Annotated in this window: 7 protein-coding genes; 1 reads left to right on the forward strand and 6 read right to left on the reverse strand. The window is 64.6% G+C overall.

Features of this window, described 5'->3' with window-relative positions; all coding sequences use genetic code 11:
* Positions 1 to 47: 47 nt before the first annotated feature.
* Entirely contained in the window at positions 48 to 893 is an 846-nt protein-coding gene (locus M0G41_RS01260) for a nucleotidyl transferase AbiEii/AbiGii toxin family protein (protein ID WP_248204349.1), read from the reverse strand.
* Complete coding sequence (locus tag M0G41_RS01265; RefSeq protein ID WP_248204351.1) at positions 856 to 1,902, reverse strand: type IV toxin-antitoxin system AbiEi family antitoxin; 1,047 nt, start codon at positions 1,900 to 1,902, stop codon at positions 856 to 858. The genes M0G41_RS01260 and M0G41_RS01265 overlap by 38 nt, the downstream gene beginning before the upstream one ends.
* A gap of 588 nt (positions 1,903 to 2,490) precedes the next feature.
* Here M0G41_RS01265 and M0G41_RS01270 point away from each other — a divergent pair.
* Positions 2,491 to 3,447 (forward strand): transposase, encoded by a 957-nt coding sequence (locus M0G41_RS01270; RefSeq protein ID WP_248204353.1) that lies wholly within the window; start codon positions 2,491 to 2,493, stop codon positions 3,445 to 3,447.
* Positions 3,448 to 3,698: 251 nt separating this feature from the next.
* Here M0G41_RS01270 and M0G41_RS01275 read toward each other — a convergent pair whose 3' ends face one another.
* The 4 genes from M0G41_RS01275 to M0G41_RS01290 all read right to left on the reverse strand — a co-directional run bounded on the left by M0G41_RS01275 (position 3,699) and on the right by M0G41_RS01290 (position 16,225).
* Positions 3,699 to 4,208, reverse strand: a complete 510-nt coding sequence (locus tag M0G41_RS01275) for a GNAT family N-acetyltransferase (protein WP_248204355.1) — start codon at positions 4,206 to 4,208, stop codon at positions 3,699 to 3,701.
* The gene (locus M0G41_RS01280) at positions 4,193 to 4,486 is read right to left on the reverse strand and encodes a type II toxin-antitoxin system TacA family antitoxin (RefSeq protein ID WP_248204357.1); all 294 of its coding nucleotides are present in this window, start codon (positions 4,484 to 4,486) and stop codon (positions 4,193 to 4,195) included. The genes M0G41_RS01275 and M0G41_RS01280 overlap by 16 nt, the downstream gene beginning before the upstream one ends.
* Positions 4,487 to 4,850: 364 nt before the next feature.
* Positions 4,851 to 5,423 (reverse strand): hypothetical protein, encoded by a 573-nt coding sequence (locus tag M0G41_RS01285; RefSeq protein WP_248204358.1) that lies wholly within the window; start codon positions 5,421 to 5,423, stop codon positions 4,851 to 4,853.
* Positions 5,420 to 16,225: an Ig-like domain-containing protein gene (locus tag M0G41_RS01290; RefSeq protein WP_248204359.1), complete on the reverse strand. Its 10,806-nt coding sequence runs from the start codon at positions 16,223 to 16,225 to the stop codon at positions 5,420 to 5,422. The genes M0G41_RS01285 and M0G41_RS01290 overlap by 4 nt, the downstream gene beginning before the upstream one ends.
* Between the last annotated feature and the right edge of the window lie 184 nt (positions 16,226 to 16,409).

Raw genomic sequence — 16,409 nt, forward strand, 5'->3', positions numbered from 1 at the left:
CTGTGGGTGTCCACGATTGCGGCCTGAAGTGATAGGAGATGGCAGTGCTATTCCGCTTCCCGAAGGCCTTTTCGCAACGCTTTCAGACCCGCTCTCGCCCGATCGGGATCATTCCGATTCATCTCTGACGGCAGTACGCCAGGGACCTCATCGCTGCATTGCTCAACGAGGATGGCATCGAGCCGGTTGCGTCCGGCCACATCCAACAGCTGCCGAACATCGTGGCCGAGCATCCGGGGGCCGGAGTGCTCGTACTCGAAATTATCGTCTTCCAGCAATTGGCCGAACTCCTCGTACAGGCGATCGGCATTTCCGGCTTCCAGATAGTTGCCGAGGATGAGCGCGAGGTCGGCGGCGTCCTTGCCCGGTTTGCGCCGATGTCGATCCTTCCAACAGACGAGTTTGAGCATGGTCAGGGCAGGCAGGGAAACCAAGTTGGCTCGAACCTTCCCCGGTAACAGAATGGTATGTGCATCCCCCAATGCTTCGCGGAAACCGAACACGTCCATTTCCGGATCACCCTCGGGGGGCCATAGCAGGGCGCGATCCGCGGTCTCGACAGCACCGAAGGGGACGATGTCGATCAGATGCCCATCGGGATGCCGCAGCCGCTGGGGAGCTCTGGTTGGCTTGAACCCCTGATGGGCGATCAGCCGGTCTTTCAACGATTCGAACTCACTCCAACTCCCGACTGACAAGCCGAAATCGAGATCATCGGTTTTGCGGATGGTGGGTATCCCGTAGCGGTAGTGCAGCAACAGATCTCGAGCAAATGCCCCGGCGATGAGACAGCCGATTCCCATCACTGCAGCCGCTTCCGTGACGGCGCCGATGACTGGGGCAACCGGAACCAGCTCAGCCTGCTGGGAAAAGTCGTGCCAGAAGTTCGTCATAGACTCGCCCAGCTGTTTCCAAACAGCGCGCCTCGCCAGTGGCCAGAAGGTCTGCATAGACCAAGGCCGGCGCCACCGTATCAGCGCGGCCTTGGTACTCCAGCGGCTTCCCCCAGAATGGCTTTCGCACCTCAAGGGCTTGATGGGTTCCGAGTAGACCGACTGGCCTCAGTTGTTGCTTGGCCATGAAGGCGAGCGGCATCTTGTCACCGTAAAGCGTCAGGACGCCAGGCTGCAGATACCCTTCCAGAAGGTGCGCCGCGGGCTCGCCACCCCAGCGAAGCCGATAGGGTTCCACCGGCCACTCCTTCCAGGTTTCGAACTGAGGAGCATGATGTGTAGCCACCAACAGCTTGGGGCGCAACTGCTGGGCATAGCCCATAGCCCACTCGTCCAGAAGACGCTTGTCGGAGTTCAGGCGTTGGTTTCTTCCGGCCTTCAACAAACGCCCTGTCTGCCGAAGGTCGGCCAGCACCGTGGGCACCGTGCCGAGGGCTACACCCGCATTCGCAGCAATCGTCCTCTGCGTTGCATTGGCCAACTCTGGCTCACAGATCAGCGCGAACAGCACCTTCAGACCGGCCGGGGTGAAAGCCTGGCCTCCTCGACTCACGGTCATCTGAGCCTCTGGCTTGCGGCCAACGACGTAGACAAGGAAGTCGGGCGTTTCCAGATAGCAGTTGCCGGCTAGATCCACGAATCCACGCTTCAACTCGCGAAGCCTCTCGGCCATTGGCGGTGTGATGCGCTCAGTCACCAGCAGGCCTGGGAGCCTGGTTGCGTGCTCTGCGTGGTCGAGTTGAGCCAGTGCCGCGCCCAGAGTTGCCGGGCCGATCGCAGGCTTGGTTTCAATCACGAACTCATGGCGCGCCTTGCCCCGAGCAATCGCCAGGATGGCATCAACGTGACGTTTGGCGGCGGTCGGCTGCAACTCCGCACGAGCAGTCAGGCCAACGCCCAGTTGCTCTAGCGCTTCGGCGACGCCTTGGATGAGGTCGTTCTCGTTCATGGCTGTCACTGTCGCCCTGTTCGGCTCGTGGAGAGTGTGCCGTGAATCGAGACGATGTTCAATATTTATGCTTGTTCATTTATGGCGAACATGCCGCAGGATTGAACGCGGATCGATGAACGGCGGGGGATTCGTTCCCGGCGAATGGCCCGGTGCTCGCCCTTTCGACGCAATCGCGCGTAATCGTCGCGCGTAATCGCGTAATCGCGCGCGTAATCGTGGACACCCGCGCGTAATCGTGGACACCCACGTAATCGCGTCGCGCAATCGTGGACACCCACATCCTGGTCCCTTTCCGACCCAGTCTCGCGGCGTTGTCCGATACCGCCTCGCCATCGGTGTGGCCATGCTTCCTCCATGGGTTATCCACGGTCCCAGCTGGTCCCACCCGGCGTCGCCGGCACCTTTCACTGCGTATCGCGCTGCGTGCGCCGGGCGTTTCTCTGCGGCAGCGATCCGCTTAGCGGTCGCTGCTTCGACCATCGCAAAGCCACGCAATCGTGGACACCCACATCCTGGTCCCTTTCCGACGCCGTCACGCGGCGTTGTCCGATACCGCCTCGCCATCGGGGTAGCCATGCTTTCTCCATGGGTTATCCACGGTCCCAACTGGTCTCACCCGGCGTCGCCGGCGCCTTCCACTGCGTGTCGCGCTGCGTGCGCCGGGCGTTTCTCTGCGGCAGCGATCCGCTTAGCGGTCGTAGCTTCGACCATCGCAAGGACTGGATCGAGGCGCGGCTGCTTGAGCTGGCCGGGATCTTCTCGATCTCGGTACTCGCCTACGCGGTGATGAGCAATCACGTACACGTTGTGCTGCGGGTGGATCCGGAGAACGCGGACGGCTGGACGGACGATGAAGTGGCCGCGCGCTGGGTACGGCTGTTTCCGGCCCGGGTGGATGGGGAGATCGACGCGGAGGCCTGTCGGCGCAAGGCCTGGATGCTGACCGGCAATGCCGAGCGCATGGCTGTCCTGCGCCAGCGGCTGGCGGACCTGTCCTGGTTCATGCGCTGCCTGTCGGAACCGCTGGCGCGCCTCGCGAATGGCGAAGACCGGTGCACCGGTCGCTTCTGGGAGGGGCGCTTCCGCTGCCAGGCCCTGCTGGATGACGAGGCGGTGCTGGCCTGTATGGCCTATGTCGACCTGAATCCGGTGCGGGCGGGCCTGGCGGAGGATCTGGCCGGCTCCAAACACACCTCCATCCACCGCCGGCTCAGCGCGCACGCCACCGCCCAGGCCCAGCCGCTTCGCGAGGTCGCCGGTCCTGCGGCCATCGGCTTCCTGCCGATCAGCGAGGCGGACTACATCCGGCTGGTCGACTGGGCCGGACGACAATTGAACCCCGGAAAGCGCGGCATGATCGCCAGCAACGCCCCGCCCGCGCTCCCGGGTCACATCGAAGCCGAGAAGTGGCTCGACAAGGTGTCAGGTATCGAATCGCGATTCTGCCGCGCCATCGGCAGCGCCCAGGCGCTACTCGACAAGGCACAGGAGATCGGCCAGCGCTGGCTGATGGTCAGGCGGGTGGCGCGGCAGCCGATGTAGCCAGAGGTGCAGGCGACAACAGTTGGCAACCGAAGGGCAGACACCGCGCCGAGCGGTGTGGCCTGCCTTGCATTCGGAACAGGCGCGCAACCTCGCTCTCCTCCTCGCCTTCAGCGCAGTCTTTCACCTGTGCAGGCACCGGCGATGGTCCCAGATCAGTGATCGCCGCGGATACGCTGACTGACCGAAGTAGTGGGTGTCCACGATTACGGTGTCCACGATTACGGCACGGGAGGAAGGCCGGACCGCCGTCAGGCCAGGCGGCGCGCGTCCTTCAGGAGCAGCAACAGCTGCTGGTCGCGCAATGGAGAAGCGATGAAGCCGAAGCGTGTGTAGAAGCGCGCTGCGTCGTCGTCGATGGGGTGGGTCAACATCGCGCGGATGCCCGCATGCTCGGCGATCAACAGCGTGCGTCGGATGGCGTCTTGCAACAGACCGCAGCCGATACCGCCACCCTGATGCTGACCTGACACCGCCAGCCTCGCCAGGATCACCACCGGCACGGGATACTGACCCATGCCTTTGCGGATGCGCTCGGGCGCGTCCAGTGTGTCGACCTGACCGACGGTCAAGCTGTAGTAACCGGCCACGAGGTCGGTCTCATCGGTTACCACGAAGGTCTTGGCCGAGCCGCTGCCCTGGGCCTGTCGGGCGTGCCGTTTCAGCCAGTCATTCAGGACAGGCTTGCCGCAATCAAAGTTGTCTAGTCGATGTGTTTCCGCCAGCGGCGCCGGCGAACGCAGCGTCACTTCGTGTCCCACGGCGCCCTGCGGGCAAACAGGTCGCGTAGCCCGTCGTTGGACTGCTCGGGACGCTCCAGCAGATCCATCAGCGCCTGGTACTGGCTTCCGGAAACGAAGAACAAGCGCTGATCAAGCAGCGTCTGTTCGGCGGCGGAGCACGCGCTGTCGAGGATGAAATCGGTCAGCGACTTGTGCGAAACCTCCGCAGCGCGGCGCAGCACCGCCTCCTGTTCGGGCGTGGCGCGCAAGCCGAGACGGGCGGAGCGGGCTGAAGTGGTGGGTGTCGGGGCGACCATGGCGTTGTCCGAGGTGTTAGCTCAATGGCCGCTATGTTAGTACGCTGGGCGTACGTAGTCCAGTCGGGCTCCCGGCTCCTGATCTTGCCAAGCGGTGCCCGCAGGCGCTTGGCATAGCTGGGGATCCACGATTGCCGCTCGATCCTCTCAAAGGAAGGAGCCTCCGGAAAAGTCGGGGCGGTTCAGCCTGTGGAGGGACCACGATTGCGCCAGAAGTAGTGGGTGTCCACGACTACGCCTCTTGGAAAGCGCGCGAGGGTCAGGCAATCAACGCGGCGACGGAAGATGTCCTCGGGTGACGCTTACATTGCGTTCGATTGCGTTCCACGATTGCGTGCGTGCGTCCACGATTGCGTGCGGCTGGCTAGCTAATCCATGGCTTCCCAAAGAAGGTCTCGGTGAGCGCGAAACCCTTGAGTTTATGCTTCTTAACAAGCGACTTGATGTTTTCGCAGACGTAGATGTCACCACCCACATGATCACTTGCTAAGAACAAACCCTCTTGTGGAGTGGTTTGTGGATCGAACGATGGCTCAAGAACTGCGGTTATATCGTGAGGAGGTAGGACACTTCGTTTGACTTTCGAGTTCTCTAGGTCGAGACAGTCGACGACTCTTGTTGGATGAAACAGGCACCAGCCACTAGCTTCATCGCCAAGCTTTACCGGGTATAAGGTTCCGTACTTTGAGAACTCTTCGCCCAACGCATCAAGCGCGCGAGGACTCAGCATGTGCATAAAACCCGTGGTTCCCGGAAAATCGCCCCGAGGCGAGGGATTGCGCCCGCCGCCTCCGACCTCTACTGCGAAGGGTGCCACCCAATCCGCCATCGGAGGTCGTCGAACGTTTTTGTCGAATAGGTCCGCCGCTTGATCTGCCCTTGGTTCAAAAACGGAAAACTTGGATGAGAACGCCCAGATGTATCTGGTCTCGCTCATGGAACGATTCCTCTCGAGTTTAGAGGCAACTCGCCAGTTATAAGCTGGCGCCGAATGTCAGCGAGCACACGAATGGCATCATCGCGCGTAGTTGCTTTTGACAATTCATTGAATACGAGCAATTCGTACGCTTCGGTATGTTTCCCGCAGTGAATTGTCATCACTCCGACCGGACCTTTGCAATCCGGCAGCCAAACTCCATTCAAGGGCGAATTCACATCAATACTGAACTTGTTCGCCAGCATGTCTCTTGTTCGGCGCCCATAGCTTGTGACTGCGCCTACCAAGTGGTGCGCTTGTGCGCCCGCTGGCCGCGGGAACCCAATGACCGCCAAGTTATCCGCGAGAGTCTTTGAACTCGCCACACCTGTGACTTTAAGCTTCTGACCACGGGACCAGACTCGCGCAAACAGCGCCTCTGCTCGAGGGCTCAGTTTCGTGACGCCGCTGGCACCAAAGCTGAACTTGCTACTGACAATGTCTAGAACACCTTCAGCTGCCCCAACATAGTTCCCAGCGGCAAGATCAAAGGCAGTGCTGGCCACAGTATAGAGGTTCGACATCGCGTTGAGGTTGGAGCCTAGCTCCATCAACGTTACGTGCCCACTCGGATCAGTACTATTGACTGGACTGTTGTGTGTGTAGGCGTACTTGTGTAGCGACTGCGGGTCGTGAATGAATCCAACAAACGAATCCTGCGTTAGGAATCGCCCCTGTTCCAGCCCATACCACCGTGCACGCAGGTAGTAGAACCCAACGTTCGGATCAAACGCTTCACCTCTGTAGAGATGCTGCACTTCAGTCGAGCCGTCCCTGTGAATCTCTACCCCAAAGGCGTCATAGTCGACCGAGTCCGTGATCACACCGGCCTCGTCGGTGAGCCACCGCGTGCTCCCAAACCCATCCATGTGGACAAAGGCAGTTTCTGGTGTGCTGTTCTCGTCGTATCTCGTCTGCGCAATCAGCTCATCCGCAAACGCATAGGTCGCAGTCAGCCGCTTGCTACCCCGCGTGTCGCCTTCATGCTGCTCAATCACCTGCGCATACGGATACGCGCTGTCCTGCAGATACCAGGTCGTCGTCGGGCTGCCGCCGGTCGGCGTATGCGTGCTTCTGACCCTTAGCCCGTCGACGTTGTAAACGTAGGCGGTGGTGCCTTCCGGGCTGACCGCCTCGGCCAGCCGGTTGGCATCGTCGTAGCGGTACTGGGTCAGGCCGTCGGGCCCGCCCTTGCTCAACGTGTTGCCGTTGTCATCGTAGGTGTATGCGGTCGGCTGGCCGTTGCGGTTCTCGGTTTCCAGCCGGTCGTTGCGGTCGTAGGTGTAGCTGATGCCGACGGCCGGCTCGACGCCGGCGGTGACCGTCTGGGTCAGGCGGTTGCCGACGCGGTCGTAGGTCCAGGTGCTGATCCGGTCGTGGGCGTCGTCGCGGTGGTCGATGCGCTCTTCGACGAGGCGGCGCAGGCCGTCGTAGGCGTAGTCGACGGTGCGGACGATGCCACTGGCGTCGGACTCCTCGATGGCGGTGCGCAGGCCGCTGGCGTCGACCTGGTAGCTCATCGCGGCCAGCAGGATGCCGGCGGCGCTGCGCTTGATCAGGTCGCGCAGGCGGCCCTGGCTGTCGTACTGGTAGACCGTCACGGTGCCGTCGCCGCCGCTCATGGCGATGCGCCGGCCGTTGCCGTCGTAGTCGTAGCGCGTGGTGCTGGGCGCCTCGCCATCGATGCTGCGGGTGACCTCGATCAGCCGGTTGCGGGCATCGTACCCGTAGACCAGGGACTGGTGCGGGCTGATCCGGGCGATCAGGTTGCCGGCCGCGTCGTACTGGTACTCAATAATGCCGCCGTCGGCATCGACGCTGCGCAGCACCCGGCCGCGGGCGTCGTACTCGGTGCTGCTGGCGCCGCGGGCGTCGAGGGCCTCGATGCGCTCGCCGCGCGGGCTGTAGCCGAAGCTCGGGTCGTGGTCAGCCGGATAGTCGATGCGCTCCAGCTGGCCGATGGCGTCGTACTCGTAGCGCGTGGTGCGGCCGTTGAAGTCGGTGTGTTCGACCAGTTCACCCGCGGCGTTGTAGCGCTTCTCCTCACGCTGGCCGAGCGGCAGGATGCGCGCCGTCTCGCGGCCCATGGCGTCGTACTCCCAGCGCGTGGTGCGGCCTTCGGCATCGGTCTGGGCGATCTTGTTGCCCAGCCGGTCATAGGCATAGGTGGTGACCGTGGCCTCGGCGGTGCCGGCGGCCAGGGTGACCTGGACCAGACGGCCGACCTTGTCATAGGCGTACTCGGTGCGGCGGTTCTCGGCGTCGACCTCGGCGGCCTTGCGGCCGGCTCGGTCGTACTCGACCCGCATCGGCGTGCCCGCCACCCGCGTCTCGACCAGTCGCCCGCCCGGGTCGTAGTCGTACTCGGTGCGCACGCCCTCGGCGTCGGTGGAGGCGATCCGGCGGCCGGCCAGATCGTACTCGTCGCTGATCACGTCGACCGTGCCGTCGACCTGCGGCAGCTCGGTGCGGATACGTCGACCGGCGCGGTCGTAGGCATAGCGGGTCACCGCACCGCGCTCGTCGATGGACTCGACCAGGCGCCCGGCATCGTCATAGACCGAGCGCGTGCGCGGGTTGTCGGCGTCGCCCGGGGTGTCATCCGGGTAGATCGTCTCGATCAGACGGTTGGCGCGGTCGTAGACGAAGCGGGTGGTGGCGCCGCTGCGGTCGGTTTCCGAGAGCAGGTTGCCATTGGCGTCGTAGGTCTTGCTCTCGACGCTGTCGTCCGGGTAGGTGGTCGAGACGAGATTGCCGCGATCGTCATAGGTACTGACCGTGCAGCGGTTCAGCCCGTCGCATTCGCGGATGGGCTTGTCGTTGCCATCGTAGGCCGTGGTGGTGACGCTGCCGTCCGGGTGGGTGACCGCGGTGACATTGCCCTTGGCGTCAAGCGTATAGACGGTGAGCAGGGTCTGCGTGCTGCCGTCGGGCAGGGTCCGATAGCGGCGCTCCTCCAGCACCCGACCCATGGCGTCGTTGACGTAGTCGGTGCGGGCGCCCTCGGCGTCGATCTCGGCGGTCTTGAAGCCCTTCTCGTCGGTCTCGAAGCGGGTGCGGGCACCGGTCGGGTCGACGATGGCGTTCAGCTCGCCGTTGAGGTCGCTGTAGCCGAAGGACGTCGACAGATCGTTGGCGTCCTCGATGCGGATCAGCGGGCCGGGCAGGATGGGCTGACCACCGGCGAACCGATTGCGGTAGTGGAGCTCCTGGACTACCCGCTGAAGCGGGTCGGTCACCGTTTCAAGTTGGTTGAACGGACCGAAGCGGTTGGTCGTGACGCCGTCTTCCGGATCGGTCTCGGTCAGCACATTGCCGAGCGCGTCGTACGTCCAGATGCGCGTGTTGGAGAGCGGATCGGTCTCGGTGAGCGTATTGCCGTTCTCGTCGTAGGTGCGCAGCGTGGTTTCGTTCTCGGCGTTGGTCTCTGCCAGCACGTCGCCGCGCTCGTTGTAGACGTAGGTGGTGGTATGGCCGTTGCGGTCCTTGACCTGTTCCACGCGGCCGTCGATATCGCGGGTGTACTCGATGCGGTGGCCGTCGGCGTCGACCACGGCAATCAGGCGCCCGTCGTCGTCGTACTCATTGCGCGAAACGCGAACGCCGCGAGGATCGTAGATGTCCTCCAGATAGTGGCCATCCACATAGGTGAACTCGGTGCGACCCTCGTTCTGGTCAATCACGGCGGCGAGATCGCCCTGCGGGTTGTACTCGTAGCGCAGCTCGCTGTTGTCCGGAGCTATCACGCGGGTGATCCGTCCCTGGGCATCGCGGACGAAGGTGATGCTCGGCCCCGCCGAGTGCACCACGCCGTTGAAGCTGAAGGTGACCCGGTTGTCGCCCTCGTGCTCGTGGATCTCGCGGACGGTGAAGCCCTGGTCGAGGGTGAAGTCCTGGCCTTCGGCATTGGTGTAAAGGTATCGATTCGGATCGATCACGGTGGCGGAGCCATCGGCGCGTACAAGGCTGCCGCCCTGCAGCCTGCCGGCGGTGTCCTCCAGGGCGATCAAGGTGCCCGTCGTGCCCTCCATGGGCTCAAAGACCAGCTCGAAGTCGAGGCGGTTTCCGCTTGAGCACTCCGGAGTCGCTTTGGCCCGGAACTTCTCGACCTCGCCGTCGGGCATCGTCACGGACACTACGTTGCCCAGCGCCGACGCGATGCAGAAGTTGGGCGGCGCGCCGAGCCCGCCGCGGGACTCGATGGTCCATGCGAAACCCGGTCGCCGCGCCTCCTGCAGACGCACCGACTGGTAGTCGACGCTCCAGCCGTAGCCGAAATCCATCCGCTTATGGCGCTGGCGGGTGTCATAGGTGCGGGTCACCGTGATCGGCAGCCCGGCAACCGGCACCTGCAGGTCGGCAAAGCTGATCGAGAAGTGGCCGAGCTTCATGGCGCCCTCGACGGACAGCAGCACCTGGTCCTGGGTGAAGTTGCCCGACTGGTCCTCGGCCTGCAGGACCAGCTGGTACATGCCGTTCTGCAGCAGGGTGGGGTCAAGCCTGCCGACGACGGCGCCATCGACGTTGGCCTCCCCCGTGCCGATCTGGACGAAGCTGCCGCTGGCATCGCCGCGCTCCACCAGGCCAAGCACCCAGTGCGACAGCTCCTCGTCCTGCACGCGGATGGTCACATCCTGGGGAGCGGTGACGATCAGCAGATCCTCCTGGGCGCCTTCTCGCGGAGACAGGATGACCGCGGTCGGCGCCTGGGTGTCGGCCGGCACGCCGACATTGAGTCGCCTGCTCAGGGTGACCGTGTCGTAGCCGTCGGTCACCGTCACCTCGATGGTGTAGCGACCAACGCTGCCGGGGGCGGTCAGCGTGGTCTGGCCGTCCGCATCCAGCGTGAGGGGCTGGCCGTCCAGGGTGGCGGTGGTCTGTACCGGCCCGGCAGCGCCGCTGGTCTGCACGGTCAGGGTGTACTGGGCGCCGGGGTCAACAGGGTCCGGGGCGATGCTGACCTGGGCAGCCAGCGGAACCGACGCGGCCATCACGACGATGCTCCAGGACTGCTCGCTGTATCCGCGCCCGTCGGAGACGCGTACCGCAGCGTTGAAGGTGCCAGCGGCCGTGGGCGTCCAGGTGATCAGTCCGCTCGGGGCCAAGGTCATGCCGGCGGGGGCCGCGGTCAGGCTGGCGGTCAGGGCATCTCCATCAGGGTCGGAGGCGATCAGCTGGTAGCGATACTGCTTGCCGACCTTGCCCACCGTGCTCGGCGTGCTGTCGATGCGGGGCGCGCGATTGCCCTGGGCGGCGTTCACGACGATGGTGAAGGTCTGGTAAGCCACACCGCCGCGGTAGTCGTCAGCCTCGATGCGCACCTCGTGCGTACCCAACTGGGCTGAAGTCGGCACCCAGCGGATTTCGCCGCTGGCCTCGTTGAGACTCATGCCGCTCGGCGCCACCGGCATGCGCAGGGTCAGGACGTCCCCATCCGGATCCGTTGCCTCGATCGCGTAGACGAATGTCTCGCCCACGGTTACCGCGCCGGGGGGCGTGCTGATGAACGAGGGTGGGCGGTTGCCCGACCCACCGACCTGCAGGGTGAAACGCTGCTCGGCAGAACCACCGCGTCCGTCTTCGACCCGCAGGGTCACTGCGGTCGAGCCGGATAGATCCGCAGGCGCCATCCATTCGACCCGGCCGGTGTCGGGGGCCACGCTCATGCCCGCGGGGCCGGAGACCAGCAGAAAGGACAGAGGATCGCCGTCCGGGTCTTCCGCGGTCAGCTGATAGACGAAGGTCGCGCCGGGTGTCACCTCGCCGGGCGCGGCGCTGGTGATGACCGGGGGGCGGTTGCTGGAAGAGGGCGCAACCACGATCGTGAAGGCCTGCTCCGCCGTGCCGCCCCGTCCGTCATTGACCGATACCACGACGCCCTGTTCGCCGAGATGGCGGGCCTCGGGGACCCAGGTGATCAGGCCCGACTGCGGGTCGATGGACATGCCCGAAGGCGCGTTCAACAGGGCAAAGCCGAGGACGTCGTTGTCGGAATCGGTCGCCTCGACGTCGTACTCATAGCGCTGACCTTCGGTGGCGGCCGTCACCGGCGCTGAGACGATCTCGGGCGGGCGGTTCTGGGCGACCCTGATGGTCAAGGTCTTCTGATCGCTCAGCCCGCGGAGATCGGCGACTCGGATCGTGACTTGGTGCTGTCCGGACTGGCTCTGACCGGAAGTCCAACGCAGCTCGCCCGACACCGGATCGACGGCCATCCCGGGAGGGGCGGACACCAGCTCGTAGCGCAGGGCGTCACCGATATCCGCATCCGTCGCGGCGAGGGTGTGCCGGTAGGCGTCGTTGATCAGGGCGTCCGGCAGGGTCGCGGTCTGCAGGACGGGAGCGGAGTTGGCGTCCTCCACGGTGACGCTGAATCGCTGCGTGTCGAACAATCCATCCGGATCGGTAGCGCGTACCGTGAAGAGGGCCGCGCTGGTGACGTTGTTGCTGTCGATGCACTCGGTCACATCGCCGGCAGCGTCGATATCGACGAACAGATCGTCGCCGAGCGCTGGCGGCTCCGACAGATCAATGTCCAGGGTGCGCCGCTCGCCGGCGGACAGCGGCTCGACGTCAAGCGTGCCGAGCAGTCGGCCCGATGCCGCGCTGCGCCCGGCAAAGATCCGAAGTTGGGCGGCATTGGCCGTCGGGGCCATGCCTCGATTGAATACCTCCACGGTGATCCGGGCCGGGTCCCCCTCCACAAGTTGGAGGTCGAACAGGGCGAGATCGGCAAGCCCCGTGGCGACACGATCCGGGAAGGTGTTGAGGCGGTAGGTGTTGTGGGAGAGCCAGCTCTTTGCCGGCCGGGCCGGAATACGGCCGTCATCGGAGATGTTGTCGACGTGGTAGCCGTGCTGGTTCCAGATCGAGCGCGTCGGCGCCCAGCTCCGGGTTGCCGATGAGAGCATGCGAACGCCCTTCATCGCGCCATTGGCGCCGATCAGGATATCGGCGCTGCCGTCGGCGTCGACGTCGGCAATCACCGGGTATTCGAGCGTCGTCCCCGAGGTGTTGGGGAGGATCAGTCGGACTTCGCCGGTCCTGCCGTCGAACACGCGCAGATTCAGCTCATCCGAATAGACCAGCTCGGCGCGGCCATCGGACTCGAAGTCGAAGGAGGTCGACCCGGTCTGATTGGACGATTCATCCTGGACCGGCTGCGCCCACAGCTGCGCGCCGGTGTGGTCGAACACCGCGTAGTGGGTCTTGCCGGCGATGCCGATCTCCGGGTAGGGGTCGTCATCCACATTGGCCAGCGTCGGCGGGCCAAGCGTGCCGCCGCCGGGAAAGCTGATCGGACCGAAAACACGACTGCCGTCGTGGTTGAAGACGTAGAGCTTGCCGGTCGAGTTGAAGCTGCCGTTGCTGACGAGCACGATCTCGGCTTCGGGGTCATCGTCGAAGTTGCCCAGCGCAGTGAATCCGTCGGCCGGTGCAGACAACTGCCCTTTGACCGCGCAAGTCGGACTGTAGATGGTGCGGCCGGCGACGATTTCCTGGATGCCGTCGCCGTCGATGTCGCCGATCGACGGAATCCAGCCGTAGTTGGTCGGACCGCCGCCATCGCGCGTGCCATGACAGCGCAGCCTGCCGTCCGACTCCAGAATCGTCGGGCCACGGATGATCTCGACCTGGCCATCGCCTTCGAGGTCGGCCAAGGCAATGGCATCGCGCGACCCTTTGCTGAGGACGTTTCGGGACGGTACCGTCCGGCGCCAAAGCTGCGCGCCGGTCGCGCTGAAGGCCCGAATCTCCTCTGCGTCCTCGCCAAACTCGGCAACAATCTCGGGCCTGCCGTCACCGTCGAGGTCTCCGAAGGCGGGCGTGCCGTAGGCGGCGATGGTGTCCAGACGCACCGACCAGTGGGTCTGGCCGCTACGACCATCGAGCAGGTTTAGGTAGCGCTGCGTACCGTAGGACATCACCACGACGTCGGGACGGTCGGCGGCATCCACCCGGCCATCCTGGTTGTCATCGGTGAACTGACCGACCAACACCGGGCCGAATACGTTGCCTTGAGGCGACGATGCAGCGGGACCGTCCCAGGTCCAGGCCACCACCGGGTCGAACAGGCCGGGGCCACTGGGCGTTCGACACATGCTGTTGCGGGCGCGCACCGTGCCGGTGAACTGCGCAGCCGCCTGCCACTCGAGCTGCCCAGTCTGTGACGACAAGGTGGCCGGCCCGGGGCTGCGAAGCAGCCCGTACTCCAACGTGTCGCCGTCGGGATCGGTGGCATCGACGTCGTACCGATACAGCCCGCCTTCCTCGATGCTTGCCGGCGGGACACTGACGATCTGCGGCCCGGCATTGTTCTTCAGCACGGTGATGGCCACCGTGGCGGGGGAGGAGTCAAGCTCTCCGTCTCGGGTCCGGAAGTCGAACTGGTCGTTGCCGAAGAAGCCGGGATTCGGGGTGTAGGTCAGCTGTGCACCCTCGCCGGTCAGGGCGCCGTGGGCAGGGGGCACGACCACATGGAAGGACACCGCCGCGCCCTCGGGATCGCTACCCGCCAGGGTGATCGCTACCGGCTGGTCGCGATTGGTGGTGAGCTGCTGCGGCACCGCGATGGGCGGATCATTGACGGGGAGAACCGTGATCGAGACCGTTGCGGCCGACGATTCCAGCTCGGCGTCGCGGGAGGTGAAGGTAAAGCGGTCCTCGCCGTGGAAGTCCGGCGCGGGCGTGTAGACCAGATTCGGCGGCACGCCGTTCAGGGCGCCGTGCTCCGGCGCGGCGCGAACGGTGAACGCCAGGACATCGCCATCCGGATCGGCGCCGGTGAGGACGATCGTCAAGGGAGTGTCCTCCTGCGTCTGCAGCGTCTGGTCGTTTGCGCTCGGCGGGTCATTCAACGGGGTGACCGTGATGGAGACCGTGGCGGGCGTCGATTCAAGTTCCCCATCGCGGGTGACGAAGGTGAAACTGTCTGCGCCGTGGAAGTCGGGAGCGGGGGTGTAAGTGAGATCAGGGCCTGCGCCGCTGAGGACACCATGGGTGGGCTGGGTGACGAGTGCGAAGCTGATTGCATCGCCATCGGGATCGCTTCCGCCCAGGGTGATCGACACCGGCTGTTCCTCCGCGGTCTCGACGGTTTGGGCGATTGCGAGCGGCGGGTCATTGACCGGACGCACGACGATGGACACCGTCGCGGGATCGGAATCGGCCTGGCCGTCATTGACCCTGAAGGTGAAACGGTCGTCGCCCGAGAAGTCCGCGGCGGGGGTGTAGACCAGGTTCGGCGGCTGCCCGGTGAGCGTGCCGTGCTCGGGTGAGGTGCCGACATGGAAAACCAGGGCATCACCCTCGGGATCCGCGCCGGTCAACAGAATGTCGAGCGCGACGTCTTCGTCGGTCTGAAGCTGCTGGTCGATCGCGCGGGGCGCGTCGTTGACCGGCGCCACCGTGATCGACACGGTGGCGATGTTCGAGTCGCGCTCGCCGTCGCGACTGTGAAAGGTGAAGGAGTCCGAGCCGTGGTAGTCCGCCGCCGGTGTGTAGGTCAGGTTGGGCAGCTGGCCGCTGAGCGAGCCGTGCCGCGGCTGACTGTCCAGCAAAAAGCTGAGCGGGTCGCCATCGGGGTCACCGGCAGACAGCGTGATCGCGACCGGCGTGTCCTCTTCGGTGTGCACGGACTGGTCATCCGCGTGCGGCGGATCATTGACCGGAAGCACCTCGATCTCGACCGTGGCAAGGCCTGATTGGGAAGATCCGTCGCGGGTCCTGAAGGTGAAGCTGTCGCGACCGTTGTAGTCGCGGCTTGGCAGGTAGACCAGGCTGGGGAGCTGACCCGAGAGCACACCCGAGCTCGGCTGGCTTTCCAGAATGAACTCCAGCGCGTCCCCATCGATGTCTGCGCCCGTCAGCGTGATGGCGAGGGCGGTGTCCTCAGGGGTGGAGAGCTGCTGGTCATCCGCGGTGGGCGGATCATTGAGGGGAGTGACCGTGATCTGAACCGTGGCCGGGGCGGAGTCGAGCAATCCGTCGTTGACCTTGAAGGTGAAGGAATCGACGCCGTGATAGTCAGCTGCGGGCACGTAGGTGATCTGCTGGCCACTGCCCTCGATGCTTCCGTGGCTTGGCGCGGAGACGATGGAATAGGCAAGGGCATCGCCGTCCTCGTCGGTTCCGGCGAGAACGACAGGCAGTGCGGTGTCCTCAGGCGTGGTAAGCGTCTGCGGCAATGCGACCGGGGCTACGTTGTAACAGGTCGCTTCCCCTACATAGTCGAAGGTCAACCAGCCGTTGCCGGTGAGCCGCCAGTCCTGCAGGCGAATGGTGATGAATCGCTTGACCCGGTAGTCGAATTTGCTGCCCTGGCCGCGACGGCTGTCCCAGGCGGGCACAATGATGTCCCGGCCACGCAGGGCTTCAAGGTTGCTGCGGACCGCCGACGCATTCATCGAGCCGGGCGCACCCTGGGCAAAATCGCCGATGTTGAGCACCCGGTCGCCCGCGTCGTCCGGATTGCGGTACGTGTCGCTGTCCCCCGGGGGGACCAGGCTGGCGGCCAGGGTCGGGGCGTTGTTGGCACCGCTCCAGGTCAGCCAGCTGTAGTTGCCGGGGCCGGTGCCGCGGGGCATCTGCGAGACCCGACTGCCGGCAGGCAGCGGTGCAACCACCGAATCAGAGATCGCAATCGGGTAGATCGCACAGAAGGGCTGAACGGCCTGGGCCTTGGCGGTCTGGGAGTTCGCCAGCCCGAGGCCCGGGACAAGGGCGAGGAGCAGCGCGGCCGCGCCGAGAAGACGATTCAGCATGAGTTTTCCCCTGATGGACGGGCGGGGCGGCCGCCTTAACAGACCATTAACCACCCCGCAACGGGCGCGGACCTTACTGCCTGCGAATTGGGTTTACAACTCAATTTCGCTGACCTGGCGCTGTTTGATGGGATTTCCCGTCAAACGGTAGGGTCCTTGAAGCACAGCGCCAGAAGTTTGGCTG

Origin of the sequence: Pseudomarimonas salicorniae (assembly GCF_023156535.1) — a bacterium.
GTDB classification, from domain to species: Bacteria; Pseudomonadota; Gammaproteobacteria; order Xanthomonadales; family Xanthomonadaceae; genus Pseudomarimonas; species Pseudomarimonas salicorniae.

Coding starts and splice junctions, on each gene's coding strand:
- M0G41_RS01260 (WP_248204349.1), bottom strand. CDS start 893: ATGACGAACTTCTGGCACGACTTTTCCCAGCAGGCTGAGCTGGTTCCG.
- M0G41_RS01265 (WP_248204351.1), bottom strand. CDS start 1,902: ATGAACGAGAACGACCTCATCCAAGGCGTCGCCGAAGCGCTAGAGCAA.
- M0G41_RS01270 (WP_248204353.1), top strand. CDS start 2,491: ATGGGTTATCCACGGTCCCAACTGGTCTCACCCGGCGTCGCCGGCGCC.
- M0G41_RS01280 (WP_248204357.1), bottom strand. CDS start 4,486: ATGGTCGCCCCGACACCCACCACTTCAGCCCGCTCCGCCCGTCTCGGC.
- M0G41_RS01285 (WP_248204358.1), bottom strand. CDS start 5,423: ATGAGCGAGACCAGATACATCTGGGCGTTCTCATCCAAGTTTTCCGTT.
- M0G41_RS01290 (WP_248204359.1), bottom strand. CDS start 16,225: ATGCTGAATCGTCTTCTCGGCGCGGCCGCGCTGCTCCTCGCCCTTGTC.